The 23,796-nt window shown below is 67.1% G+C and carries 14 protein-coding genes and 2 tRNA genes; 3 read left to right on the top strand and 13 right to left on the bottom strand.

Going from position 1 to position 23,796, the window contains the following annotated elements; genetic code table 11:
- Window positions 1-84 precede the first annotated feature (84 nt).
- The 5 genes from AC5RUU_RS07435 to AC5RUU_RS07455 all read right to left on the bottom strand — a co-directional run bounded on the left by AC5RUU_RS07435 (window position 85) and on the right by AC5RUU_RS07455 (window position 5,219).
- Window positions 85-726 (bottom strand): TetR/AcrR family transcriptional regulator, encoded by a 642-nt coding sequence (locus AC5RUU_RS07435; RefSeq protein ID WP_493974561.1) that lies wholly within the window; start codon window positions 724-726, stop codon window positions 85-87.
- Window positions 723-2,759 carry a YhgE/Pip family protein gene (locus AC5RUU_RS07440; protein WP_493974562.1) on the bottom strand — a complete coding sequence of 679 codons (2,037 nt, stop codon included), beginning with the start codon at window positions 2,757-2,759 and terminating at the stop codon, window positions 723-725. The genes AC5RUU_RS07435 and AC5RUU_RS07440 overlap by 4 nt, the downstream gene beginning before the upstream one ends.
- On the bottom strand, window positions 2,756-3,478 hold the full coding sequence (locus AC5RUU_RS07445; protein ID WP_493974563.1) for an ABC transporter ATP-binding protein: 723 nt from the start codon (window positions 3,476-3,478) through the stop codon (window positions 2,756-2,758). The genes AC5RUU_RS07440 and AC5RUU_RS07445 overlap by 4 nt, the downstream gene beginning before the upstream one ends.
- A gap of 69 nt (window positions 3,479-3,547) precedes the next feature.
- Complete coding sequence (locus AC5RUU_RS07450; protein ID WP_493974564.1) at window positions 3,548-5,002, bottom strand: dihydrolipoyl dehydrogenase family protein; 1,455 nt, start codon at window positions 5,000-5,002, stop codon at window positions 3,548-3,550.
- 143 nt (window positions 5,003-5,145) lie between these two features.
- Window positions 5,146-5,219, bottom strand: a tRNA-Arg gene (locus tag AC5RUU_RS07455).
- Window positions 5,220-5,495: 276 nt separating this feature from the next.
- Here AC5RUU_RS07455 and AC5RUU_RS07460 point away from each other — a divergent pair.
- Window positions 5,496-7,322, top strand: a complete 1,827-nt coding sequence (locus AC5RUU_RS07460; protein WP_493974565.1) for a phosphoenolpyruvate carboxykinase (GTP) — start codon at window positions 5,496-5,498, stop codon at window positions 7,320-7,322.
- A 126-nt stretch (window positions 7,323-7,448) separates the two neighbouring features.
- Here the strand turns inward: AC5RUU_RS07460 and AC5RUU_RS07465 are convergent, their stop codons facing one another.
- Genes AC5RUU_RS07465 through AC5RUU_RS07475 form a run of 3 tightly spaced genes read right to left on the bottom strand, consistent with a single transcriptional unit; the run spans window position 7,449 to window position 9,825 of the window.
- On the bottom strand, window positions 7,449-7,898 hold the full coding sequence (locus tag AC5RUU_RS07465; protein WP_493974566.1) for an RrF2 family transcriptional regulator: 450 nt from the start codon (window positions 7,896-7,898) through the stop codon (window positions 7,449-7,451).
- Between the two features lie 13 nt (window positions 7,899-7,911).
- Window positions 7,912-8,400 carry a hypothetical protein gene (locus tag AC5RUU_RS07470; RefSeq protein ID WP_493974567.1) on the bottom strand — a complete coding sequence of 163 codons (489 nt, stop codon included), beginning with the start codon at window positions 8,398-8,400 and terminating at the stop codon, window positions 7,912-7,914.
- A gap of 6 nt (window positions 8,401-8,406) precedes the next feature.
- A complete protein-coding gene (locus AC5RUU_RS07475) occupies window positions 8,407-9,825 on the bottom strand; it encodes a phosphomannomutase/phosphoglucomutase (protein ID WP_493974568.1) in 1,419 nt (472 codons plus the stop codon).
- A 143-nt stretch (window positions 9,826-9,968) separates the two neighbouring features.
- Between AC5RUU_RS07475 and AC5RUU_RS07480 the strand changes: the two genes are divergently transcribed.
- Window positions 9,969-12,173: a RecQ family ATP-dependent DNA helicase gene (locus AC5RUU_RS07480; RefSeq protein ID WP_493974569.1), complete on the top strand. Its 2,205-nt coding sequence runs from the start codon at window positions 9,969-9,971 to the stop codon at window positions 12,171-12,173.
- Here the strand turns inward: AC5RUU_RS07480 and AC5RUU_RS07485 are convergent.
- From AC5RUU_RS07485 to AC5RUU_RS07500, 4 genes are all read right to left on the bottom strand, one after another.
- On the bottom strand, window positions 12,097-13,578 hold the full coding sequence (locus tag AC5RUU_RS07485) for an MFS transporter (protein ID WP_493974570.1): 1,482 nt from the start codon (window positions 13,576-13,578) through the stop codon (window positions 12,097-12,099). The genes AC5RUU_RS07480 and AC5RUU_RS07485 overlap by 77 nt on opposite strands.
- Window positions 13,579-13,716: 138 nt before the next feature.
- Window positions 13,717-13,805, bottom strand: a tRNA-Ser gene (locus AC5RUU_RS07490).
- A gap of 101 nt (window positions 13,806-13,906) precedes the next feature.
- The gene (locus AC5RUU_RS07495; RefSeq protein ID WP_493974571.1) at window positions 13,907-14,437 is read right to left on the bottom strand and encodes a GNAT family N-acetyltransferase; all 531 of its coding nucleotides are present in this window, start codon (window positions 14,435-14,437) and stop codon (window positions 13,907-13,909) included.
- The gene (locus AC5RUU_RS07500; protein ID WP_493974572.1) at window positions 14,434-16,725 is read right to left on the bottom strand and encodes a prolyl oligopeptidase family serine peptidase; all 2,292 of its coding nucleotides are present in this window, start codon (window positions 16,723-16,725) and stop codon (window positions 14,434-14,436) included. The genes AC5RUU_RS07495 and AC5RUU_RS07500 overlap by 4 nt, the downstream gene beginning before the upstream one ends.
- Window positions 16,726-16,808: 83 nt before the next feature.
- Between AC5RUU_RS07500 and AC5RUU_RS07505 the strand changes: the two genes are divergently transcribed.
- A complete protein-coding gene (locus tag AC5RUU_RS07505; protein ID WP_493974573.1) occupies window positions 16,809-18,749 on the top strand; it encodes an FAD/NAD(P)-binding protein in 1,941 nt (646 codons plus the stop codon).
- A gap of 144 nt (window positions 18,750-18,893) precedes the next feature.
- Here the strand turns inward: AC5RUU_RS07505 and AC5RUU_RS07510 are convergent, their stop codons facing one another.
- Window positions 18,894-23,444 carry an ExeM/NucH family extracellular endonuclease gene (locus tag AC5RUU_RS07510; RefSeq protein ID WP_493974574.1) on the bottom strand — a complete coding sequence of 1,517 codons (4,551 nt, stop codon included), beginning with the start codon at window positions 23,442-23,444 and terminating at the stop codon, window positions 18,894-18,896.
- Window positions 23,445-23,796: the final 352 nt, after the last annotated feature.

Genomic DNA, 23,796 nt, shown 5'->3' on the forward strand with positions numbered 1-23,796 from the left:
CCGTGAGCACCAGCAGCCCCGCGGCGACGATGCCGGTGATGACCGCAAATCTTCCGCTGTTCCCCATGTGGCGCATGTGCACCATCATCCCTGAGGAGCAGGCCGCTGCAGGACGTAGCCGCGCATGATGGCCATGATTGCCGCAACGCTTTGGTCACGGCTGCGCTCGGGGTTGTACGTCTGCCGGTCCAGCCCCACCACAAAGCACGCACCAAAGATTGCGGTCTCCAGGCTGCCCCGGGACACTGATTCATCCACCGGATACGCCTTGGCCACGCCGTCAACCGCCTGCGCGATAACAGCCAGCAGCTCACTGCGCAAAATGGCGAAGGTGCCCTGCCATTCGCTCGGCGTCCGCCAGTTCTCACTGACCCAAAGCCGGGCGAAGGACGGGTACTCGGCCATGAAATCCATGGCCTGCCCGATCATGGCTTCCATGGCCAGCAGCGGATCTTTCGCCGGCTCCGCGGCGGAACCGAGCAGGCGGGCCTTGAGGATGTCGACGCCGTGCCGAAGCAGCTGCGCGATAAGTTCGGACTTGCTGCCGAAGTTGTAGTAGACGGTGCCTTTGGATACCCCGGCGGCGTGGGCGATTTCGTCCACGGTGACGTTGGCGGCGCCGCGTTCGCCAATGAGTTCCATGGAGGCGTCAAAGAGCTTCTGCCGGGTTGCCGTGGTCCGTGCCGGCCGGAGCCCCTTTGCTGCGGCCGCCGGCCCGGGGGTCATACCGCGATCTCCGGTTTGAGCGTCTTAAGCGTCCAATACTTACTCCTGCGGACGGCCAGCGTGGACATCCCTGCCCCGAGCAGGGTGTACCCCAGGAGCCCGAGTACCGTGGGGACGATCATGGACAGGTCGGCGCCGTAGACCAGGTGCCGCATGCCCGTGACCACGTAGCCCATCGGCAGGATCTGGTGCGCCAGGTGGAGGGGCTCCGGAGTGGTCTGCCAAGGGAACGTGCCGCCGGAGGACACCAGCTGGAGCACCAGCAGGATCAGCACCACCAGTTTGCCGGGCGACCCCAGCAGCGCAACGACGCCCTGGATGATGGCGCTGAAGGCCATGGCCGCCGCCAGCATGAAAAGCCACATCAGGACCGGGTGGACGGGGTTCAGTCCGAGCGCCAGGTTCACCACCAGGGTGAGGAGGGTGGCCTGCACCGCGGATACGGCCAGGAATGGAAGCCAGCCGCCTGCCGCGATCTTCCAGGACGGCGCGTTGGATGCGAGGGCCCGCTGCGTGATGGGACGCATGACCTGCACCAGCATGAAGATGCCGATCCACAACGCCAGGGTGAGGAAGAACGGCGCAAGCCCTGCCCCGTAGGAGTCTGCTTTCGCCTGCGAGACGTTGCTGACGGCAACGGGATCGGCCATGACCCGGGACAGGTTGCTCTTCTGGGCGTCGTCGGGGTTGGGTACCTGCCCTGCCCCCTTGCCGATCTCGTCCGCAAGGGTACGGGAGCCATCAGCGGCAGTGGCAGCCCCTGCCGCCAGCTGGCCCGCACCGGCGTCGAGCTTTCGCGCGCCGTCGGCCAGGCTGGCGGTGCCGTCCAGTGCTGCTTGTTCGCCGGTGGCCAGTGTGGCGGCCCCGGTGTGCAGCTGGTCGGCTCCGCTGGAGGCCTGCTGGACGGCGTCCTTGAGTGCCGGGGTTCCCGACGCGAGCTGCGCCGCGCCGACGCTGACGGACTCGGCCCCGTCGGCCAGCTGCTGGACCTGGGCAGCGTCCGTCTGGATTCTTGCCTTCGCCGCTGCAACGGGGCTGGACGCTGCCACGGCGTCGAAGTCCGCCAGGATGCTGTCCGCCTGCTCCTGGGTCAGGACTCCGGCGGCGATCAGCCTGGTATTCGACTCGACCACCCGCGTGCGGAGCCCCTGGTCGGCGGCTTCCAGTTGCCCGGCCACGTCCTGGAACTTCGCGTTCAACTGTGCATTGCCGGCAGCCACCTGCGCGGCTCCGGAGGCGAGGGTCTGGGTGTCGGTGGGCAACGACGCGGTCCTGTCCTTGAGGACGGACAGGCCGCTGCTGAGCTGGCCGGCGCCGTCGGTCAGCTGGTTCGCGCCGTCCCGCAGCTTCAGCTGCCCCGCATAGAGGTCACCCGCGCCGGTACTGAGCCCGGCGGTTCCCTCATGCAGGGTGGCCGAGCCATCCCGGAGCTGTTCCACGCCCTCGGCGAGCTTGCCGGCGCCGTCCGCAGCCTGGAGCATCCGGGTGTGGATGGTGCCAAAGCCCGTCAACAGCTGGTTGGCCGTCTCCTCGCCCACTTCCGTGGCCACCGTGCTGTGCACCGAGGTGGTCAGCTTGTCCACGATGGTGCTCAGGAGGTAGTTGTTCGCATCGTTGGTAGTGACATTCAGCATGGCCTGGCTGGCCGAGTCGAAACTGCCCGGCGAAACGAGGTTCGCGGAAAAGTCCTTCGGGATCTTCAGGGCAAACGCGTACTCACCGTCACTGACGCCCCGGTCCGCTTCTTCTGTGCTGGCCACCGGCACCCAGTGGAAGACATTGCCTTCCACCAGGCTCTCCGCCACCTTGCTCCCGGCGGCCAAGTGGGTGCCGTCGCTGGCAGTGGCACCTGAGTCCTCAACAACCAGCGCCGCATCCAGGTGGTCCAGGTTGCCGTACGGATCCCAATTGGCGTACAGGTAGACCGCACCGTACAAGAGGGGCACCATGGTCAGCGCAAGGATGGTCAGCTTGGGCAGCAGGCCACCGGTCATGCGTTTGAGTTCGGAGCGGGCCAGCCGCAGTACGGTCACTTGGCAACCTCTGTTTCACGTTCGGTGTCCTGGTGGTCTGGCTGGTCCACAGCGTCCTGCGGCTCCACTTCGCCCCCATCCCCATTGCGGTCCTGCTGCCCGGCGTTCCCGATCACAGCTGTTGGGCCGGTCCATGCCTGCGGGAGGGCGCTGACGGTAGCCACGACGGCGAGCGGCCGCCCGCCGTCGGACGCCAGCTGCCGCAGCCGCGGCAACCAGTCGCCGTCGTCCGCGCTGTGCCGGTCCGGCGAGTCCACCACCAGCAAGTCGGTGCGGGGATTGGCCAGGGCCAGCGAGGTGAGGAGCTCGAGCCGCCGGCGCGCGTCCAGTTGTTCGGTCCACAGATCGGCAATGTCCTCGAAGCTATTGACCTTGAGCCAGGGTCCGCTCAGCAGGGCCCCCCGGTAGCGGCGTGGCACAAGAGCCAGGTCCTCCGTTACCAGGTCGCGGACGCTCAGGTGCTGTTCAGGCTCGTTGACTCCGGGGGAGTCAACGAGTGCACTGGCAAGCCGCAGTTGCCGGATGCGCTGATGGGAATCCCAGCTGAGCATCCCGCCGCTGGCTTTCATCCTGCCGCTCAGGACCAGGGCAAGGGCCGTCCGGTGGTCCTGGCGCCCGCCGGCGACCAGGAGCAGTTGGCCCCGCGTCACCTGTAGCGAGGTGGGCGGGAACAGGGGATTGCGGCGGCCTTTGACGTGGAGCTGGTGCGCTGAAAGCAAGGAAGCCCTTTCGCGGGGAGTGTGGCTCTTCCAGCTTAACAAAACTGACCGGTCAGTTCAAATAAGGAATCAGAGGCCGTACTTCTCCAGTAGGCGCAGCCACACCTCGCTGATGGTGGGGTAGGAGGGAACAGCGTGCCAAAGCCGGTCCAAGGGCACTTCGCCCACGACGGCAATGGTTGCGGCATGAAGCAGCTCCGCAACATCGGGGCCCGCGAAAGTGGCGCCGAGGAGCACTTTGCGGCCTTCGTCCACAACCAGCTGGGCCCAGCCCTCGTAGTTTTCGGAGTGCAGCGAGGAACCGGCCACCTGGATTGGAAGCTCTACCGAGGAGGCGTTGTAGCCGTCTTTCAGCGCCTTTTCCAAGGTGCGGCCCACGGAGGCCAGTTCGGGATCCGTGAAGACCACGCTCGGTACCGCATGCCGGCTGGCTGTCTGCGCGTACCGGCTCCAGTCGGCAGGGGTGCCTGCGAGTTCCCCGCTGGCGCGGGCAGCGATGGCGTCACCGGTGGCCCGGGCCTCGTATTTGCCTTGGTGCGTATAGAGGTTGTGTCCGGCGGCGTCTCCCACCGCATACAGCCACGGTTCGTTTCCGGGGGTCCCCTGGACCAGGCCCGTGTTGTCCGTGGCAAGGGCCAGGCGGCCGTCCTTGTCCGCTTCAAAGCCAAGGCTTTCAAGGCCCAGTCCTTCCAGGGCGGGGTGGCGGCCGGTGGAGACAAGGACTTTGTCCGACGTCACGGTAGTTCCGTCGCCCAGCGCCAGGGTGAATGTGCCGTCGTCGTTCCCGGTGATTCGCTCGGTGGCCGTGTTTAGGCGCAGTTCCACACCGTCGGCGCGCAGTCCCGCAGCCACCAGGCGAGCGGCTTCCCGGGGGAAGTTGCCCAACACTCCGCTGCGCGCCACGAGCGTTACGGCTGATCCCATGCGCGCGAAAGCCTGGGCCAATTCGGTGCCCGCTACGCCGCCCCCAAGGACGGCGAGCCGCCCCGGGACCTCTTTGGCGGAAGTGGCTTCGCGGGTGCCCCACACCTGCAAGTCCTCCAGCCCTTCGATCGGGGGAGTGTTGGGCATCGAGCCCGTGGCCAGGACCACCGCCTGGCGTGCCCGGAGCAGGTGCGATGTTCCGTCCAGTCCGGCCACCTCCACAGTTTTCGGTGCCGTAAGCCAGGCGTGGCCACGGACCAGTTCGATCCCCGTCTCCTTGACCCATGACACCTGGCTGTCATCCTGCCAATTGGAGGTCATGTAGTCGCGGCGCTTCAGGACGGCTGATGCATCCAGCGTGCGGGTGACTGCTTCCTTGGCGCCCGGCGCGGTCTGCGCGCCATGCAACGCAGTTCCGGGCCGCAGGAGTGCCTTGGACGGCATGCAGGCCCAGTAGGAGCATTCGCCACCCACCAGTTCCGCTTCCACCAATACGGCCGTCAGTCCGCCCTGCACCACCCGGTCGGCCACGTTTTCCCCCACGGCGCCTGCGCCGATCACCACTACATCAAATTCGCGCTCAACAGCCTCGGGCATCATGGGGAAAAGCCTACGCCGGGGCGGTGACAGGAGCGGCCAAGATGGAGGCGCAGGCCGGCGGCTTCGCGCAGGAATCCGACGGCGGAGGTAACACGGCGTAAAACAAAAGGTCCGCACCGGCGAACCGGTGCGGACCTTGCATGTGCGCCCAAAGGGATTCGAACCCCTGACCTTCTGTTCCGTAGACAGACGCTCTATCCAGCTGAGCTATGGGCGCATCTCGTGTTCCTGGAGAAGAACCGCTCTCCCTGAACCTCGAATTACTTTACGCGAGGTTGGCCGCAGTGCCAAATTGAAAGCAGTGTAATCTGTGCAACTAGACCGGTATAGGTGACCTTCATCACTTAACCGGCCATTTTCCGGCTACTTTTCCTTGAATTCTCGGGGAATCCGGTTTTCACGCCTCCATTTGCCCGACATTCCGCCCAGAAACGCCGGTGGTCCGGACCATAGCATTTAGCTCACACCGATGAACCCGAGGAAGGGAACCGCAATGGGCGATCTGGCGCAAAAGCCGCTGCTTGAGAAAGCACCCACCACACATGCCGGTCTGCTGGCATGGGTCGAAGAGGTTGCTGAGCTTACGCAGCCGGACCGCATCTACTGGGTTGACGGATCCGAAGAGGAAAACACCCGTCTCACCGATGAGCTGGTTGCAGCCGGAACGCTGACCCGGCTGAACCAGGAGCTGTTCCCCAACTCCTTCGCCGCTTTCTCGGATCCCGCTGACGTGGCACGCGTAGAAGAGCAGACCTTCATCTGCTCGGAGAACAGGCGCGACGCCGGCTTCACCAACAACTGGATGGCCCCGGCCGAGATGAAAGAGAAGCTGCGCGGCCTGTTCGCCGGCTCCATGCGCGGCCGCACCATGTACGTCATCCCGTTCGTCATGGGCCACCTGGACGCCGAGGATCCGAAGTTCGGCGTCGAGATCACGGACAGCGCCTACGTTGTCGCCTCCATGCGCATCATGGCCCGCATCGGCACCGACGTCCTGAACCGCATCACCGAGACGAACGCCTTCTTCGTCCCCGCCCTGCACTCCCTGGGTGCTCCGCTCGCCGCCGGCCAGGAAGACGTGCCGTGGCCGTGCAATCCGGACAAGTGGATTGTCCACTTCCCGGAGGAGCGGTCCATCTGGTCCTTCGGTTCCGGCTACGGCGGCAACGCGCTGCTGGGCAAGAAGTGCTACGCGCTGCGCATCGCCTCCGTGATGGCCCGCGATGAGGGCTGGCTGGCCGAGCACATGCTCATCCTCAAGCTGACCTCCCCGGAGCAGAAAACGTACTACGTCTCCGCGGCATTCCCCTCCGCCTGCGGGAAGACAAACCTCGCCCTGCTCGACCCCACCATCAAGGGCTGGAAGGTGGAGACCCTCGGCGACGACATCACCTGGATGCGGTTCGGCAAGGAAGGCGAACTGCGCGCGGTCAACCCCGAGGCCGGCCTCTTCGGCGTCGCGCCGGGCACCGGCTGGGGCACCAACCCCAACGCCATGCGCGCCATCGCCAAGGGCAACAGCATCTTCACCAACGTTGCACTGACCGACGACGGCGGCGTGTGGTGGGAGGGCATGACCGAGGAAGTGCCGGCCCACCTGACTGACTGGCAGGGCAACTCCTGGACGCCCGATTCGGGCAGGCCTGCCGCGCACCCCAACTCCCGCTTCTGCACCCCCATCGACCAGATCGACATGCTGGCCGAGGAGTACCACAGCCCCAACGGCGTGGAGCTGTCCGCCATCCTGTTCGGCGGCCGCCGCAAGACCACCATTCCGCTGGTCACGGAGGCCCGTAGCTGGTCCAACGGCATCTTCATGGGTTCCACCCTGTCCTCCGAGACCACTGCCGCGGCAGCAGGTGCGGTGGGAGTGGTCCGCCGCGACCCCATGGCCATGCTGCCATTCATGGGCTACGACGCCGGCGACTACCTGAACCACTGGGTCAACCTCTCCGCCAAGGCCAACCCGGAGCGCCTGCCCAAGATCTTCCTGGTCAACTGGTTCCGCCGGAACTCCGAGGGCGGCTTCGCATGGCCTGGCTTCGGCGACAACGCCCGCGTCCTCAAGTGGGCCATCGAGCGCCTCGAGGGCAAGGCCGACGCCGTCGAAACGCCCATCGGGTTCGTTCCCACCGGTGACTCGATCGACCTCGAGGGCCTGGACATGACTCCGGCGCAGGTGGAGGAGGCCGTGAAGGTCGACCCCACCGAGTGGGCCGCAGAGCTGGCCTCGATCGAGGAATGGTTCGCCAACTTCGGCGACTCACTCCCCGAAGCTCTCCAGTCCGAGCTGGCAGGCCTGAAGAAGCGCCTGGGCTGACCCTGTTCCAGCAGTACGGCGGCGGCCCCGCACCTTTCCGAGTGAAAGGTGCGGGGCCGCCGTCGTGTATGGAGATGTTGTTGCACCGTCCTGCGGGCTGGGTCCGGTGGGATCGTCCGCCGGGCTCTAGAGGGCCGGACGGAACCCGATCATGTCAAAGACCGGGGCCATCTGGCGGGACCCGGGCAGGTCCGCGACCACCACCAAGTCAAGCTCCCGGTAGAAAGCCTCCCTGGCCCGGGCCAGGGCTGCCCGCAGCTTGCATTCGTTGATGAGCGGACAGTTGCCCGTCGCCGCCATGCATTCAGCCGGGTCGGTGCGGGTGTCCAGCTCGCGCAGGACCTGCCCCACCGTCGCTGTGCGGCCCGCGTGGCTGAGGCGGGAACCACCCGTCCGGCCGCGCACCACCTCGATCAGCCCAAGGGTCCGCAGTTTTGCCATGGCCTTGCTGACGTGGTTGTAGGGCGTCCCCACCGAATCCGCGATGCTTTGCGTGGTGAGCAGCTCGCCGCCGGGAACGGCGGCGAGCACCATCAATGCCCGCAGGCTGACGTCGGCGAAGGCGTTGATTTTCATGCCGGGGCGCGGTCTAGTCCACCCAGATTGCGGGTTCGCTGGCGTCGGCGCCGAGTTCGCCGAACTCCAGGGTCCGGGTTGCCGCGTTGGCTGCGTAAGGCAGCACTGCCGCAAACACGGAACCGTCCCGGTGTTCGGTGGCCACATAAATGGCGTCCGAGTCGTCCTCCACCAGCTGGATGTCGCAGACGACTGCGGCAGCCCGGAAGTCCTCCCGGTTCTGCCGCAGCACGGTGTGGAGGTCGCTGATCATCGCGTCTGCGTCGAAGTCCGCGTCGGAGTCATCCGCCGCATCAGCGGGGGAGACGGCAACAAGCCGCACCTCGCCGTCGTTCTGCACTGTCAGGGCGAAAGGCAGGAAGCCGCCGTTCCGCTGGAGTTGCTCCTGGGCGGCGCCGACGCCCGTCCCCAGGAGGTTCTCCAGGTCCGTTGCCGTGCCTTCCGGAACAGAGTCGCGCCAGGAGGCCTGTCCTTCCGCTTCCGGCATTGTCCCGTCAGCCATTCCGGCCTAGGCCCGGACGATCGACAGGACGCGGTCGCGGACCCGTTCCATGGTGCCGCGGTCGGTGGCCTCGGCGTTCAGCCGGAGGAACGGTTCGGTGTTGGAGGGGCGCAGGTTGAACCAGTAGCTGCCGTCGTTGGCCGTGAACGTGCTGCCGTCCAGGGTGTCGATGGTGATGTCGTCGCCCGCGAAGGCTGCGCGGACGCGCTCGACGGCGCCGGGCTTGTCCTCCACCACGGAGTTGATCTCGCCAGAGCTGACGTAGGGCTCGTATTCGCGTCCGAGCTCGGACAGCGGGCCCTCCTGCTCGCCCAGGGCAGCCAGGACGTGCATGGCGGCCAGCATGCCCGTGTCCGCGTTCCAGAAGTCGCGGAAGTAGAAGTGGGCTGAGTGTTCGCCGCCGAACACCGCGCCTTCCTCTGCCATGACTGCCTTGATGAAGGAGTGGCCCACGCGGGTGCGGACCGCTCGGCCGCCGTCGTGCTCCACGAGCTCCGCCACGGCGCGGGAGGTGAGGAGGTTGTGGATGATCGTCGGGGTGGCTTCACCCTGCGCCTTGGCGCGGGCGATCTCGCGCCGCGCCACCATGCCGGTAATGGCCGACGGCGACACGGGCTCGCCCTTCTCGTCGACCACGAAGCAGCGGTCGGCGTCGCCGTCGAAGGCCAGGCCGATATCCGCGCCGTGCTCGATCACTGCGGCCTGCAGGTCCCGGAGGTTTTCGGGCTCCAGCGGGTTGGCGGGGTGGTTGGGGAAAGAGCCGTCGAGCTCGAAGTACAGGGGGATGATGTCGAACGGCAGCTTGGGAAGCAGGGCGTCGCCCAGGACCGCTGGGGTGGTGAGGCCGGCCATGCCGTTTCCGGCATCTACAACGACTTTGAGGGGGCGGGAGCCGGACAGGTCCACGAGCTTGCGGAGGTACTCGGCGTAGTCCTTGAGCACGTCGCGGACGCTGATCAGGCCACGGGTGCCGGCGGCCGGGATTGATCCAGTATTGAGATAGTGCTCCGCGAGGTTCTGGATGTCCTTGAGCCCGGTTTCTGAGGAGATGGGAACAGCGCCGGCCTTGGACATCTTGATGCCGTTGTAGCCCGCGGGGTTGTGGCTTGCGGTGAACGTGGCACCCGCGCGGTTGAGGATGCCGCACGCAAAGTACAGCTCATCGGTGGAAATCAGGTCCAGCAGCTCAACGTTCGCGCCGCGGGTCGCTGCCCCGTTGGCAAAGGCCTTGCTGAATTCCGGGGAGGACGGGCGCATGTCCCCGCCCACCAGAATGGTCTGGCCTTTGAGCTGCAGGACGTCCACGAACGCGGCCCCCACGGCTTCGACGATTTCGGCGGTGATGGACTCGCCCACAATGCCGCGGACGTCGTAGGCCTTGAAGGATGCCGAGAGATCAAAAGTCGTTGTCTGTTCGCTAGTCACGGGCTTTATCTTACGATGGCGCGGAAGGTGCCTGTGGAGGAGGGGTGGCCGCAGCCGATTGTGACGGCCGGGTTCGTCAGGGTGCTTTCCACATAGGGGGACCCCATGTGCCGGCTGTCGGAGGTGGCTGGGATACTGAACTAATGGTCGATAACCAGCATGCCGCCACCCTGACTGACACGCCCCCTTCACCTGGTGCGGCTTCCGCCGGCTCCGGCTCCGCCACCCACCGGCAGGCGCTGGAGGTCCTCCGGGAACTGGTGGGCCATCCGCAGGCCGATTTCCATGAGGGGCAGTTTGAAGCCATCGAAGCACTGGTCGACGGCGGCCGGCGGGCTTTGGTGGTCCAGCGCACCGGCTGGGGAAAATCGGCGGTGTACTTCGTCGCGTCCCTGCTTCTCCGGCGCCGCGGTGCCGGCCCCACCCTTATCGTTTCGCCCCTGCTTGCCCTGATGCGGGACCAGGTGGCTGCCGCCGCCCGGGCAGGGGTGCGCGCGGTGGCCATCAACTCTGCAAACCAGCTTGAGTGGGACACCGTGCGCGAACAGCTGGCCGCGGACGAGGTCGATGTCCTGCTCGTCTCCCCGGAGCGCCTCACCAACCCTTCGTTCCGGGAAAACCAGCTGCCGGAACTGATCCGGCGCACCGGCCTGCTGGTCATCGATGAAGCACACTGCATTTCCGACTGGGGGCACGATTTTCGCCCGGACTACCGCAGGATTGCGGACCTCATCACCCGGCTGCCGGAGTCGGTCCCCGTGCTCGCCACCACTGCCACTGCCAACTCCCGGGTTGTGCACGATATCGAGGAACAACTGGGGGCAGGCGTCCTGACCATCCGCGGTGCCCTGGGCCGGGACTCGCTCCGCCTCGGCGTCCTCTCCCTTCCTGACTCCAAACAGCGACTGGGCTGGCTCCTGACGCATCTGTCCGGTCTTCCCGGCAGCGGCATCATCTACACCTTGACGGTTTCCGCTGCAGAGGACACCGCCCGGCTCCTGATGGAGGCAGGGCATGAGGTGCTGGCCTACACCGGCCGGACTGATCCTGCGGACCGCGAACGCGCCGAGCAACTGCTGAAGGACAACCAGGTCAAGGCCCTGGTGGCCACGTCGGCGCTGGGAATGGGATTCGACAAACCCGACCTGGGTTTCGTGGTCCACTTGGGCGCGCCTTCGTCGCCCGTGGCGTACTACCAGCAGGTGGGGCGTGCCGGCCGCGGCGCCGCCAATGCGGACGTCCTCCTGCTTCCAGGCGCCGAGGACCGGGAGATCTGGCAGTACTTCGCCACCGCCTCCATGCCCTCCGAGGAAAAGGCGGCTGCCGTCCTCACAGCGCTGGCGGAGGCAGGGACCGCGCTGTCCACCGTGGCCCTTGAAGCGCGGGTGGACCTCCGCCGCACACCGCTCGAGCTGCTGCTCAAGGTCCTGTCCGTGGACGGCGCGGTGGAGCGCGTCGGCGGCGGATGGCGGTCCACGGGACGGCCATGGGTCTATGACGCGGAGCGGTACCAGCGGATTGCCGAGGCCCGGGTGGATGAGCAGGACTCCATGATCATTTACCAGGACACGGCAGGGTGCCGGATGGAATACATCACCTCGGTCCTTGACGACGAAACGGCGCACCCCTGCGGGCGGTGTGACAACTGCGCCGGGCAATGGTTCCCGGCCGAGGTGGCGGCGGACGCTACGGCAGCCGCCAGCCAGACGCTTAGCAGGGCGGGCGGGATGCTGGAGGCACGGCTCCAGTGGCCCAGCGGGATGGACCGCCTTGGCGTACCAGTCAAGGGAAAACTCAAGCCGAACGAAGGCCTGTCAGAGGGGCGGGTCCTGGCAAGACTGACGGATCTGGGCTGGGGTGGTGCTTTGCGGGAGCTGTTTGCTGCCGGCGCCCAGGACCGGCCGATGGACCCCGGCATGCTCCAGGCCTGCGTGCAAGTCCTGCGGGAATGGGGTGCCGGCGATTCACGCACCCCGGGCTGGAGCGGAGCCGGCAGGCCCGCGGCCATCGTGAGCATCCCGTCACGGAGCCGGCCGCAGCTGGTGGGTTCCCTCGCCAGGGGCATCTCGGAGATTGGTCGCATTCCCTACCTTGGCGAGCTGCAGCTGGCCCACGGCGGGCCCACCGGGAGCCGTGGCGGCAATAGCGCCTACCGGCTGGCTGGGGTGTGGGACCGCCTGGTCACCGGACCGGAACTCGAAGCGGCGCTGAAGGCAGTCCAGGGGCAGAGCGTGATGCTGATCGATGACCTGGCGGACAGCCGGTGGACGCTCACGGTCGCGGGTCGCTCCCTTCGGCAGGCCGGGGCTGGGGCTGTTCTTCCGCTGGTGCTCGCCCAGGCCGGCTAACTTCCGCGCCGGCGTGCCGGGGCAGGAGGAGGCTGTCCACGGTGCTGGCGAGCATCAGCGCCGCCATCGCCACGAACGCGCCGCGGAACGGTCCTGCTGCGTCCTGGGGAACAACGGCCAGTCCGTCGAAGATCCGGATCAGCAGGGCCGCCACGGCGATGCCGGCACCGGTCGCCAGTTGCACAAGGGTGGCGGAGACGGTGTTCGCTGACGTCAACTGTGCCGGCACGATGTCTGCGTACTGCACCGAGGCGTAGGCCGAGAAGCCGATGGACCGGAATGCCCCGCTGCAGACCAGCAGGGCGAAGGTCACTGCCTGGGGCGTGTCGGGTGTGAGGTACGCGCATGCTGCGAAGGTTCCGGCCGATGCGACGGACGCGAAGACCAGCATGGCCTTGAAGCCGAAGCGCCTGATGAGCGGTGTGGTGGCCGGCTTGATGCCGATGTTGCCGACGAAGACTGCGGCCACCATGATGCCGGCGTGGATGGGGGACCAGCCGAATCCTGTCTGGAACATCAAGGGCAGCAGGAACGGTACTGAGCTGATGGTCAGGCGGTAGACGAACCCGCCGGTGGCCATGGCGCGGAAGGTCCGCGTGCGGAACACGTCCAGGTCGAACAGCGGATTCCGGGCCCTGCGCATCCACAGCACCGCGGCGGCCAGGCAAAGCGCTCCGGCGGCTGCGCTGATCCCCGCCCAGGGGGTGTCCGGGTGTGCGGTGGCCAGTTCCAGGCCAACCACCAAAGCGCCGACGCCCAGGGTGGTGAGGAACAGTCCCGGCCAGTCGAGCCGGCGGCCGGGGTCACCTGCGGATCCGGGCACAAGCCGCAGCGCCGCAATCAGGGCGGCAGCGCCGAACGGAAGGTTGATCAGGAAGATCCAGTGCCAGGACAGGTAGGTGGTGAGGGCGCCGCCCACCAGGGGAGCGAGGACCGGGGCAAGGAGCCCGGGCCACACCAGGAAGGCGGTGGCGCGGAGCAACTCGGATTTGGGTGTCCCGCGGAGCACCACAAGCGTTCCGACCGGCACCATCATGGCACCGCCGGCGCCCTGGGCGATGCGGCTGAGGGTCAGCGTAGTCAGGTCCTGGCTCAGGGCACAGGCCAGCGAGGCGGCCGTGAAGACGGCAATAGCGAGGCAAAACACGAGGCGTGCTCCGAAGCGTTCTGCGAGCCAGCCGCTGATCGGGATGCCGACGGCCACGGTCAGCAGGTACGCCGTCATGGTGATGTTCACGTCGGCCGCCGGGACGCCGAAGTCGGCGGAAATGTTGGGGATTGCGGTCGTCAGGACCGTACCGTCCAGGAACTCCATGAAAAACGTTGCCGCTACCAGGAGCGCCAGGCGGGGATTCCACGCCTGCCCGGTGCTGCGGGTTCCGTCCACGTGCGTACTTGCTGCCATCCGTTTATGGTGCCACCGCTCAGTGATCACCGCAGGATGGCGTCCGGTCCCCGGACGAACCGGAGCCGGCCAAGCGTCCTGGCACCGCGAAGTGCCGGGGAACGCAAAAGGCCCCGGTCCGTAGACCGGGGCCAAACGCGGAGACGGGGGGATTTGAACCCCCGGTCGAGTTTAACCCCGACCCTTCATTAGCAGTGAAGTCCATTCGGCCGCTCTGGCACGTCTCCAATTGCTATTCCTAGCCCACCAAGGATACGCAGATCCGGGCATGCAGTGCAAAACGGCTGCCCGCCGGCTGAAGCAGGCCTCGGTGGAGTTAGCGCAAACCTCAGGCCGAAGGTTGCGCGGCCCGCACCATCCGGATCTCGCGCAGGTTCTCCCAGTCGGCCAGCGTGTCTTCGGCCCCGTCCGCTTGAAAACCGAACCGGCGGTAGAAGCTGATGGCCCGGCTGTTGTCCGCGGCCACCCAAAGGCTCGCGGCCTGGTTTCCAAGGGCAGCTTCCAACAGCCGGCGGCCCAGGCCCAGGCCCTGGTGCGACGCCAGCAGGTACAGCCCCCACAGGTCCAGGTCCCCGGATGACGGCAGCGGGTGACCTTCCGGCGAACCCGGCGCGGGCAGCCGCCGGATGCCCGCGAAGCCAACGATTGAACCGCCGTCGCAGGCCACCCACGCCTCGGCAGGCTCGGGGCGGTCCAGCAGCATCCGCCACAGTGCCAGGCGGTCAGCCGGATCCACCCCGGACAGGAAGGCGTCGGACAGCATACCCCGGTAGGTTTCCCGCCAGCAGCGGATGTGCACCTCGGCCAGCGGGTCCACGTCGGCAGCGGCAGCCCGGCGCACCGACAATCCAGGCGTCACGACAGACCGCCGGCCAGCGCCTTCCACAGGAAATGCTGGCTACGCGCCTGCAGCGCAGCGGCCTGCCGGTTGTCCGACGCGCCGGCGTGGCCCCCTTCCAAGGCTTCATGGAACCAGACGTTCGGGATGCCCATGGCCAGCATGCGGGCCGCCATCTTCCGTGCCTGGACGGGGCCCACCCTGTCATCCGAGGTCGCCGTCCAGATGAACGTTTCGGGGTACTCCACCCCGTCGCGGAGCAGGTGGTAGGGGGAGAAGGTCCTGATGTACTCCCACTGCTCCGGCACATCGGGGTCGCCATATTCTGCGATCCAGGAGTGGCCGGCGGACAGCTTGGTGTAGCGCCGCATGTCCAGCAGGGGGACCCCGCAGGAAGCGGCCCCGAACAGCTCCGGGTACTGGGCGAGCATGTTCCCCACCAGCAGCCCGCCGTTGGAGCCGCCTACGCAGCCGAGCCGTTCCCGCGAGGTGACGCCGCGGTTGATGAGGTCGCGGGCAACGGCAGCGAAGTCCTGGTACGCCTTGTGCCGGTTTTCCTTCAAGGCCGCCCGGTGCCAGGCCGGCCCGTATTCGCCGCCGCCGCGGATGTTGGCCACCACGTACACCCCGCCGCGGGAATGACCGGCTTCACCGCCGGGGCCGGCCGATCCAGTGGTCCTGCGCTCCAGCCACGCCCTGCCCACAGTGCCGCTGTAGGCAGGCGTGCGGGAGATTTCGAATCCGCCGTACCCGGACAGCTGCGTGGGGTTCTGGCCGTCCAGCGGCAGGTTCCGGGACGCCACCTGGAAATACGGGACGCGCGTTCCGTCTTCGGAGACGGCGAAGTGCTGCTGCACTTCGTAGTCGCTTTCGGCAAAGAACGACGGCGACGCTTTAACCGTCGCATGCCGGCTCACCACGCCGGGGGCCCCGCCGCCGTCGTGGTTGCGTTCCAGCGTGCCCCGCATCAGGGTGCTGGGGGTGGTGAACCCGGTGGCGACGAGCCAGAAGTCGTCGCCCGCACCGCCGTCGGCCGCTGCTTCATCCTCGTCGTCCACGGCGTAGGCGTTGACGTCGTGCAGAGGCGGGCACGCGTCCAGGGGAGTGGCTGCCCAGGCGCCGGTCGCGCGGTCAGTGCTGCCAGTGTCGCCAGAGTTCGTATTGTCAACCCGGCGGGACGGGTCAAGGACCCGGATTTCGGACGAGACGTCCGTGAGGAGGTTCAGGAGCAGGAAGTTCCGCGTCCAGCTCCAGGACTGGAGGGAGGTGCGGGCATCCGGGGTGAACAGGACGGACAGGCGGCGGCCGCCGGCCAGGTAGTCCTCGAACCCGGCGGCCAGCAGCGAGCCGGCCGGGTAGGTGGTGCCGTCCAGGACCCAGTCCTGCTGGGGCCGGAACAGCAGCCAGTCGCGGTGGGCACTGACGTTGACGTCGGTGGGGACGTCGATCGCTACCCAGTCCCCGCCGCGGAGCACCAGGTTGGTGCGGTTGAAGAAGTCGATGTAGTCGACGGCGAAGGTGCGTTCAAAGCCGGGCGTGGAGTCGTGGGCCACCACGGCCATCATGTGGTCCTCCGGCACCTCAAACAGCCGGGGTGCGGCGGCCAGGCTGATACCCCGCTTAAGGGTGACGGCCGTCCGGGCGTAGGAGGAGGCCGTCTTGGGCATACCATCCGCCGTGGAGGCGACCAGCAGTGTGTCAGCGTCCAGCCATGACACGTTGCCCTTCGCCGTCGGAAGGTCAAAACCGCCCCGGGCCGGGTCCACGAATGTCCGGGTTTCGACGTCGAATTCGCGGTAGCGGTTGGCGTCGCCGCCGTCGGGGGAGAGCGCCAGCAGGGCCAGCCGGTAGGGGGCACCGGGTGCCGGCCGGAGGAATGTGGCGCCGTGGAAGACCCACTCTTCGCCTTCAGCCGCGGCCAGGGCGTCGACGTCCAGCAGGACATCCCACTCGGGTGAGTCGGTGCAGTAGCTTTCCCACGTGGTGCGGCGCCACAGCCCTTTGGGGTTCTGCTGGTCCTTCCAGAAGTTGTAGTACCACTCGCCGCGCTTGCCCACCATGGCGATCCGGTCCGTGGAGTCGAGCACCTCCAGGATCCTGCGCTCAAGGGCCTTGTAGTCGGCGTCCTCGAGCAGGTCCTCGGTCCGCGAGTTCTGTTCCTTGACCCAGGCAAGCTGTTCTTCGCCGTAGATGTCTTCGAGCCAGGCGTTCTCGTCAGCAGGCTCGGACGCGAGGCCCGCGGCGACGCTCCCCGGGTCGGCCTCGGTGGAACCCGGGATGGACGCTGAATCAGCTGCAGTGGTGGTCATCCGCCCATCCAAACAACATCCCCGGAGGCTGGCAAGTCAGGTGCCCACCCCGTACCCGGCTTTCAGCCCGTACTCTGGATGCCGTGGAAAATACGCAGAGCATCCGGGCCGCCATCATTGGTGCCGGCCCGCGCGGCACCAGCGTGCTGGAACGCCTGCTCGCGCACGCCGCCGCGCGCCTGGCCAACCCTGGCGGGGCTCTCCGGCTGCACATCGACGTCGTGGACCCTTATCCCGCCGGCCCGGGGCATGTCTGGCAGCCCCGGCAGTCACGCCTGTTCCTGATGAACACCCAGTCCTTCTACCCGACCCTAATTCCGGAGGACCCGTCGCTTCCGGCGCCCCTGGCCGGCACCTCGTTCGACCAGTGGCGGGAGCGGCAGCAGCGCGAACCGCTGCCGTCACTCAGCGCGGACGAGCGCGCGGAACTTGCGGTGCTGGAGTCAAACGACTTTCCCAGCCGGGCCCTGTACGGCAGGTACCTTCGTTCCACCCTGGAGGACGTGCTGGACAAGGCGCCGGAGGGCGTCACCGTCCAATTCCACGAAACGTCCGTCCTGTCGGTGCGCCCGGCAGGAGACGGGATGTTCGACGTCGTCCTGGCTACCGGCGCCACGCTCCGCACCGGTTCAGTGGTGCTGGCACTGGGCCACATCCCCTCCCGGCTGAACCCGGAACAGCGCGAGCTGCAGGCTGCGTCCGAGCAGTTGGGCCTGCAGTACCTGCCTCCTGCGGTGCCCGCCGATGTGGACTGGTCCCTGCTCCCGGCCGGTGAACCTGTCCTGGTCCGCGGCATGGGGCTGAACTTCTTCGACACCATGGTGCAGCTCACCGAGGGCCGGGGCGGAAAATTCGTCCCCAGCGGCGTGCGGCTGGAGTATGAACCGTCGGGCCAGGAGCCGCTGATCATTGCCGCGTCCCGGCGTGGCACCCCGTACCGGGCGAAGGCTGCGCTGGAAGGCTACTACCCGGCGTCGGTCACCCTCCGCTACCTGACCGAAACGGCGCTGGACCGGTTCCGCAAGGCCGGCATCCGGCCCGGGTTCGACCATGACCTGTGGCCGCTGCTGCACCGTGACACGCTCTGGGCGTATTACTCAACCCTGGTGCGCTCGCAGCCGGCCGCTGTCCGGGACAGGGCTGCCTTCCTCGCTGCCCTTGAAGAAGCGCTGCACCCGCACGCGCATTCGGCCGCCAACTGGGAGGACAGCGTGGAGAGCGTGCTGGCGGTCCACGTGGGTCCCCGGCACCGGCTGGACCTCCCCGCGCTCGCAGCACCCCTGGCGGGGAGGACGTTTGCTTCGCGGGCCGAACTCGATGCCGCCGTGGTGGAGTACCTGCTGGACGATGCCCGCCGTTCAGCCCTTGGCGAGGACGACCCCGTCAAGATGGCCATCGGCGCACTCCACCACGGCCGCGCGGTCCTCAAGACGGCAGTGGCCGACGGCGGCATCACCGATGAATCCTGGGTCGCCGGCCTGCGTGGCTGGTTCGAGTCCTTCGTGGAGGGCCTTGCCAGCGGACCGCCGGCCCTGCGCTCCGAGCAGCTGGCGGCGCTGGCCCGGGCCGGAGTGGTGAGCTTTGTGGGACCCGACCCCAAGTTCGGGGTTGACCGCAGGACCCGGAGGTTCACTGCGTCATCGCCATGGGTGGCAGGTCCACCGGCTGCCGCGGCCACAATGGTGGAAGCCCTGGCGCCGGGCAACAGGGTTTCAGCCAACGACTCCCCGCTCCTTGAACAGCTGCTGGCGGACGGCGCCGTCCGGCCACGGCTCATGATGACCGCCGAGGGAGCGCCCGTGCAGTCCACCGGGCTGGACGTGGTGCCCCATCCGTACCGTCCGGTCGCTGCCAACGGCGCCGTGACCGAGGGCCTGTACGTGCTGGGCCTCCAGCTGTCCTCCAACCAGTGGGGAACCGCCATTGCCGCCGAAGCCGTGCACCCCGGACGCCCCGCCTACCGCAGCGGCCAGCGCACGCTCCGCGATGCCGACGAGATAGCCGCAGCCATCCTCGGCGAATAACCCCAACCCCGGCACGCTCTCTCACTTTTGGCGCCGAATATCCGGACGCTCTCTCACGTATGGCACCTAAACCACCAACGCCCACTCACGCGAGTGAGCGGGCGTTGGTTTCGACGTGCCCTTGAGTCGGGGTGTGTGACGGTGTTACCGGGCCGCGCGCAGGCAGGCGCGGTAGGCAGCAATGGCCTGGCCGTAGTTCGCCTGTCCTGTCACGTCAGCCGGGCGGGACGGCTTGACCGGCGCCGTGCACACCGGCGGAACCGCAGTAGTGGCCGCGACCTGGACCGCCACCTTGACCACGGTGCCCGATTCAGCAGCGGTGAGCACCAAAGTCCCGGTGCCTTCTGCCGCTCCGTCCGGTACCGCCAGGTTCACACCGGCTGAACCTGAAGTGACCGGAACGGTGCCCAATTGGGTGACGGTCCCGGCAGCGTCGGTGAAAGCAGCCGCCAAGGTGGTGTTGACCGGGCTGCCCAGCGATGTCAGGTCCAGCTTGGAAACAGCGAGGGTTACGGCCTCGCCCGGCTGCACCTCTTCGGGGGTGGTGTTGCTGACGGCGACGGAACGCCGCGCGAAATCCGGTGACACCGGGCTGCTCTTCTGCAGGTAGCTGATCCATGCGTCCCGGTCCACCAGCCCGGAGTCCCTGGTGTTGGTGCCCTCGGTGAAGATCCGGAAGTTGTCACCACCGGTGGCAAGGAAGCTGAACGTTCCCACCCGGTAGGACTTTGCCGGGTCCAGCAGTTCGCCATTCACCCGGACAGACGTAATGCGGTCACCGGCAGGCCGGGCGGCGTCGTAGGTGTAGTTCACGTTCTTGGACAGCCCCAGCTGGATGTAGGCGCGGCTGGGAACCGTACCATCCGGGTTGGTCTGCCACTGCTGTTCCAGCAGCGTCTTGAACTGGGCACCTGTAAGCGACGTGGTCCACACGTTGTTCACGAACGGAAGCACAGCGTTTGCCTCGGCGTAGGTGATGCTACCGTCCGGGGCGTAGTAGAGCTCGTTCCGGAGTCCGCCGGCATTGACCACACCGATTTCGGCGCCGCCCAGCTCGGCAGGCTGCAGCGAGGCTAGCAGGGAGTCGGCCACCAGGTTGCCCAAGGTGGACTCATTGGCCCGGTCATCGCGCTTGGCAACACCGGCAGCGTCCGTGGTAAACGCTGTGGTGATGTCGGCAGTGACCGAACCGACGGGCTCGTTGCCAATCACCGCGGCGTCAGCGAGGGCTTTCTTGACGATAGCGTCGACGGCGGCGACGCGGGGGTAAGCGGCGGTCAGGTCCGTGGCGGGGTCGGTGGTGCGCTTCACGTTGCCGGCCTTGTACGCCGTCACCTCTTTGGTGGCGGTGTCTACGGTCAGTTGGATCTGTCCCACGTTCTCGCCGTAGTTTCCGGTCTGCACGACTGGACGGGTCTTGCCGTCGACGCCCGGAACAGGGGCGTCCCACGCGTATTCCTTGTGGGTGTGTCCGGTGAAGATGGCGTCGACGTCCGCGGTCGTTCCGGTGACCAGCTTGGCGAACGGGCCGCCGGCCGCCACCTCCTCCTCCAGAGTGGCGCCTTCCACCGCACCCGAGCCGGCGCCGTCGTGGTTTTCCACGATGATGACGTCTGCCAGGTTCTCCGCCGTAATCCTGGCGGCAGCACGGTTGATGGCGTCCACGGGGTCCCCGAACTCAAGGTCGGCGATACCGGCGGGCGTCACCAGGGAAGGAACCTCCTGGGTGACGGTGCCGATCACGGCCACCTTGATCCCGTTCATTTCCAACACGGTGAACTCGGGCAGGACAGGGTCCATGGTGCCCTTCCGGTAGACGTTGGCACCCAGGTAGGGGAACTTTGCATTGGTGCCACCGGCGATGACCCGGTCGCGCAGGTCCGCCCACCCGCCGTCGAACTCGTGGTTTCCCACCGCTGATGCCTGCAGTTCCAGGGCGTTCAGCACGTCAATGGTGGGCTGGTCCTTGGCGACGGCGGATGCGAACAGCGAGGCGCCGATGTTGTCGCCGGCGGACAGGAGGGCGGTGGCACCAGGGGCGGCGGCCGCCCGGAGCTTTTCGATGGTTCCGGCGAACTGGACCGTGTTGGTGTCGATCCTGCCGTGGAAGTCGTTGATTCCCAGGAAGTTCAGGTCCACCGTGGCAGGTGTGGAAGGCAGGTTCAGGCCCACCAGCACCGGATCGTGGTCGCTTGCCCGGAACTGGTCCGGCGCGTAGTAGTTGGTGATGTTGTAGTTGTAGCGGCTGTACTCCAGCGCCAGGGACTCCACCGAGTTGATGTTCCAGATGTCCGCGCCGGACACCACGGCATCGGCGGCGGGGGACGCCAGGATATGGTCCAGGGAGCCCACCATCCCGCCGAACAGGTAGGAGTGCTTTGCGGAGCCATCGGCGTTCCGCGCCTTCTCGTCCTGGTTGACGTAGCCCGCAGACGTGAAGACGTTGATGGGGTCTTCCTTGGCGTAGGCGTTGAAGTCGCCGATCAAAAACACCTTGTCCGTGCCCTTGGTGGACTGCAGGGACGAGGCGAAGTCCAGCAGCGACTTGGCCTGGGCGGTGCGTGCCAGGTTCGAGGCGCCCTGCCCCTGGTCCGTATCGTCCGGCGTTGCTGCCGAGCCCTTGGACTTGAAGTGGTTGGCAATGGCGATGAACTCGGTTCCGGCGCCGCCTCCAACCGGCTTGAATACCTGCGCCAGCGGCTTGCGGGCACTGGCGAAGGCAACCGTGTCATTGTGGATGATGGACTCGCCCACCGGCTCGGCTGCGGCCTTCTTGTAGATGAAGGCGGTGCGGATCATGTCCTCATCGCCAAGCGGCGGGGCGTTCGCCGGCGAACGGACGTAGTCCCAGACTCCCGGCGCTGCGACGTTCAGGGCGTCCACCAGCTTGGCCAGGGCGTCGTCGCGGTTCTTGCCGAACTGGGCGGAGTTTTCTACCTCCATCAGGGTGACAAGATCGGCGCCCGCCTTGGTGATGGCGGAAACAAGCTTGTCCTGTTGCCGCTGGAAGTTCTCCGCGTTGGCGGCGCCGCGTGCGGCGCAGCCGCCCCGGACCGTGACGGGGTTTCCCTCGCGGTCCGTGTGGTATGTGCAGCCGGTGAGCTGGTCGCCTGTCGTGGGGAAGTAGTTCAGGACGTTGAAGGAGGCAATCTTCAGGTTGCCGCCCACCGGTTCGGGAGCCTCGGTTCGCGTCGCGCCGAAGGTGGCCGGCTGGACAGCGTCCGCATTGCCGGGCGTGAGGTGCGTGAGCGGCTGGAGCTTCCAGGAGTCGTTGGCGTAGCCAAGGACCACGTTGGTGGTGAAGGTGGCCGGCGAACCCACGCGGACGGGATCAGTGTCCGTGAGGTACGGCAGGGGCAGGGCCTTGTTGGCGCTGCTGCCCAGGAAGTTGGTGCTCGCGCCGTCGTCGAGCTTGATGCCCCGCTCGGCGTTTTCCTTGCCGACGGCGGCGTGTTCGGCGGTGCCGTACGGCGCCACCGCGGTGGGCTGGACCAGGGGAGTGGTGCCGCCGGCCAAACCGATCTCGCCGTACTGGTTGAGGCCGTAGTTGTCGGTGACCGTCAGCGGGCCCTGCGGTGCCAGGAGCATGCCTTCGAGGGACTCGCGGAAGGTCTCGTTGGCGGGCAGGGTGAAGGTGGTCGGCTTGACCTCCGGAGCGGCGTCGGCCAGTTTGGTGAGCCCTGCGGCCGCGCCAACGTTGATTTGCGTCATCCCGTAGTACTCGACCACGGCCCCGGTCAACTGCACATAGTCGCCGATCTGGACTGAACCCACAGTAGCGGGGGAGTAGACGAAGATCCCGTCGGATGCAGCATGCCCCGTGGCCGTCAGGTCGCCGCCGGTGCCCGCGGTCTGGAGGTAGTAGCCGTTCAGGCCGCCTGTGGGGAACACCGCGGTGACCTTGCCTGTGGTGGTGACCGTGGCACCCGCCAGCGGGCTGGCGGTGCCGGTGCCCTGGATCTCGGCGATGGATTTCACCGCGGGAGCTGGATCAGGTGTTGGGTCGGGATCCGGGGCTGCCCCGCCGGAGGGCGTGGGCGTGATGGTGGCGCTGAGCGTGAAGTCGGCAGAGTTGTTGTTGCTGTCTGCGCCGCCGGTCCTGTTCAGGCTCCTGACATCACTGGTGCCGGCGGGTGCCGTGGCGGCCTTCGTCTCGTAGGTGTTGGAGGCGCCGTACCCAAGGAGATCGGCTACGCCGGCCGGTTCCAGCTGGGAGCCGGTGGAAAGTGCGACGGCGGCGGGCTGCTTGGCGAGGATGATGGTTCCGGTGGTGCCGCTGGGGTTAAGGCCAGTGGCCACGACGTCGGGTGCCGGCAGTTCGGCTCCTTCGGCGCCGCCATTGTTGCTGCCGCCCTTGACGAGGTAGTAGCCCTTTGCCGGGACGGACCCGGACAAGGCCGCCACGCCGCTGGGCGCTGACGAGCTGGTGGCCGGGCGGTACTGCAGGGACCAGCCGTCCAGCGACACCGGGGCGTCCGAGGTGTTGTATAGCTCGACGAACTTGTTCTTATATGCGGCGCCGGCGCTGCCGCCGCTGAGGTAGGCCTCGTTGATCACGACGGGCGAGGTTCCTGCCGCGGCTGAGACCTCCGCGGCTGGATCGTCCGCAACGGCGGGGAGAGCTGCCAGGGGAGCTGCCATGAGCCCCGCGGACAAGGCTGTTCCCAGCGCTAGTTTCCATGGTGTTTGATGCATCCGCTCTTACTTTCATAAGGGTGTCCCCGGTAGGGGACCCGATGGGAAGTGTCCGGGTTGTACCAACGGACAGATGGCCCGGACCCTGCTCCTGGTCAAGTGGTGTTCCGGCACATCACAACAGCGCTGAATGAACGCAAGGTGGCTAGAGCGTGCATTCGGCAGGACGTTCCCCAGCGGAACGGGCCGCCCACCGGCCTGGAGCCCCCGTAGCCTGGTTCCGGTGATGCTGCTGGTGGTTATGGCCGGCAGATACCCCCATGTGTGCCGGCCATCACCAAAGAATACCGGCCGGTAGCTTCCGGGAAAGGGGACGGCAGCGGTTTTTTCGGCGGCCCATCGAGAAAAAGGA

It is taken from the genome of Arthrobacter sp. K4-10C (assembly GCF_059090085.1).

Coding starts and splice junctions, on each gene's coding strand:
- AC5RUU_RS07480 (WP_493974569.1), top strand. CDS start 9,969: ATGGTCGATAACCAGCATGCCGCCACCCTGACTGACACGCCCCCTTCA.
- AC5RUU_RS07485 (WP_493974570.1), bottom strand. CDS start 13,578: ATGGCAGCAAGTACGCACGTGGACGGAACCCGCAGCACCGGGCAGGCG.
- AC5RUU_RS07510 (WP_493974574.1), bottom strand. CDS start 23,444: ATGCATCAAACACCATGGAAACTAGCGCTGGGAACAGCCTTGTCCGCG.
- AC5RUU_RS07500 (WP_493974572.1), bottom strand. CDS start 16,725: ATGACCACCACTGCAGCTGATTCAGCGTCCATCCCGGGTTCCACCGAG.
- AC5RUU_RS07470 (WP_493974567.1), bottom strand. CDS start 8,400: ATGGCTGACGGGACAATGCCGGAAGCGGAAGGACAGGCCTCCTGGCGC.
- AC5RUU_RS07460 (WP_493974565.1), top strand. CDS start 5,496: ATGGGCGATCTGGCGCAAAAGCCGCTGCTTGAGAAAGCACCCACCACA.
- AC5RUU_RS07465 (WP_493974566.1), bottom strand. CDS start 7,898: ATGAAAATCAACGCCTTCGCCGACGTCAGCCTGCGGGCATTGATGGTG.
- AC5RUU_RS07435 (WP_493974561.1), bottom strand. CDS start 726: ATGACCCCCGGGCCGGCGGCCGCAGCAAAGGGGCTCCGGCCGGCACGG.
- AC5RUU_RS07450 (WP_493974564.1), bottom strand. CDS start 5,002: ATGATGCCCGAGGCTGTTGAGCGCGAATTTGATGTAGTGGTGATCGGC.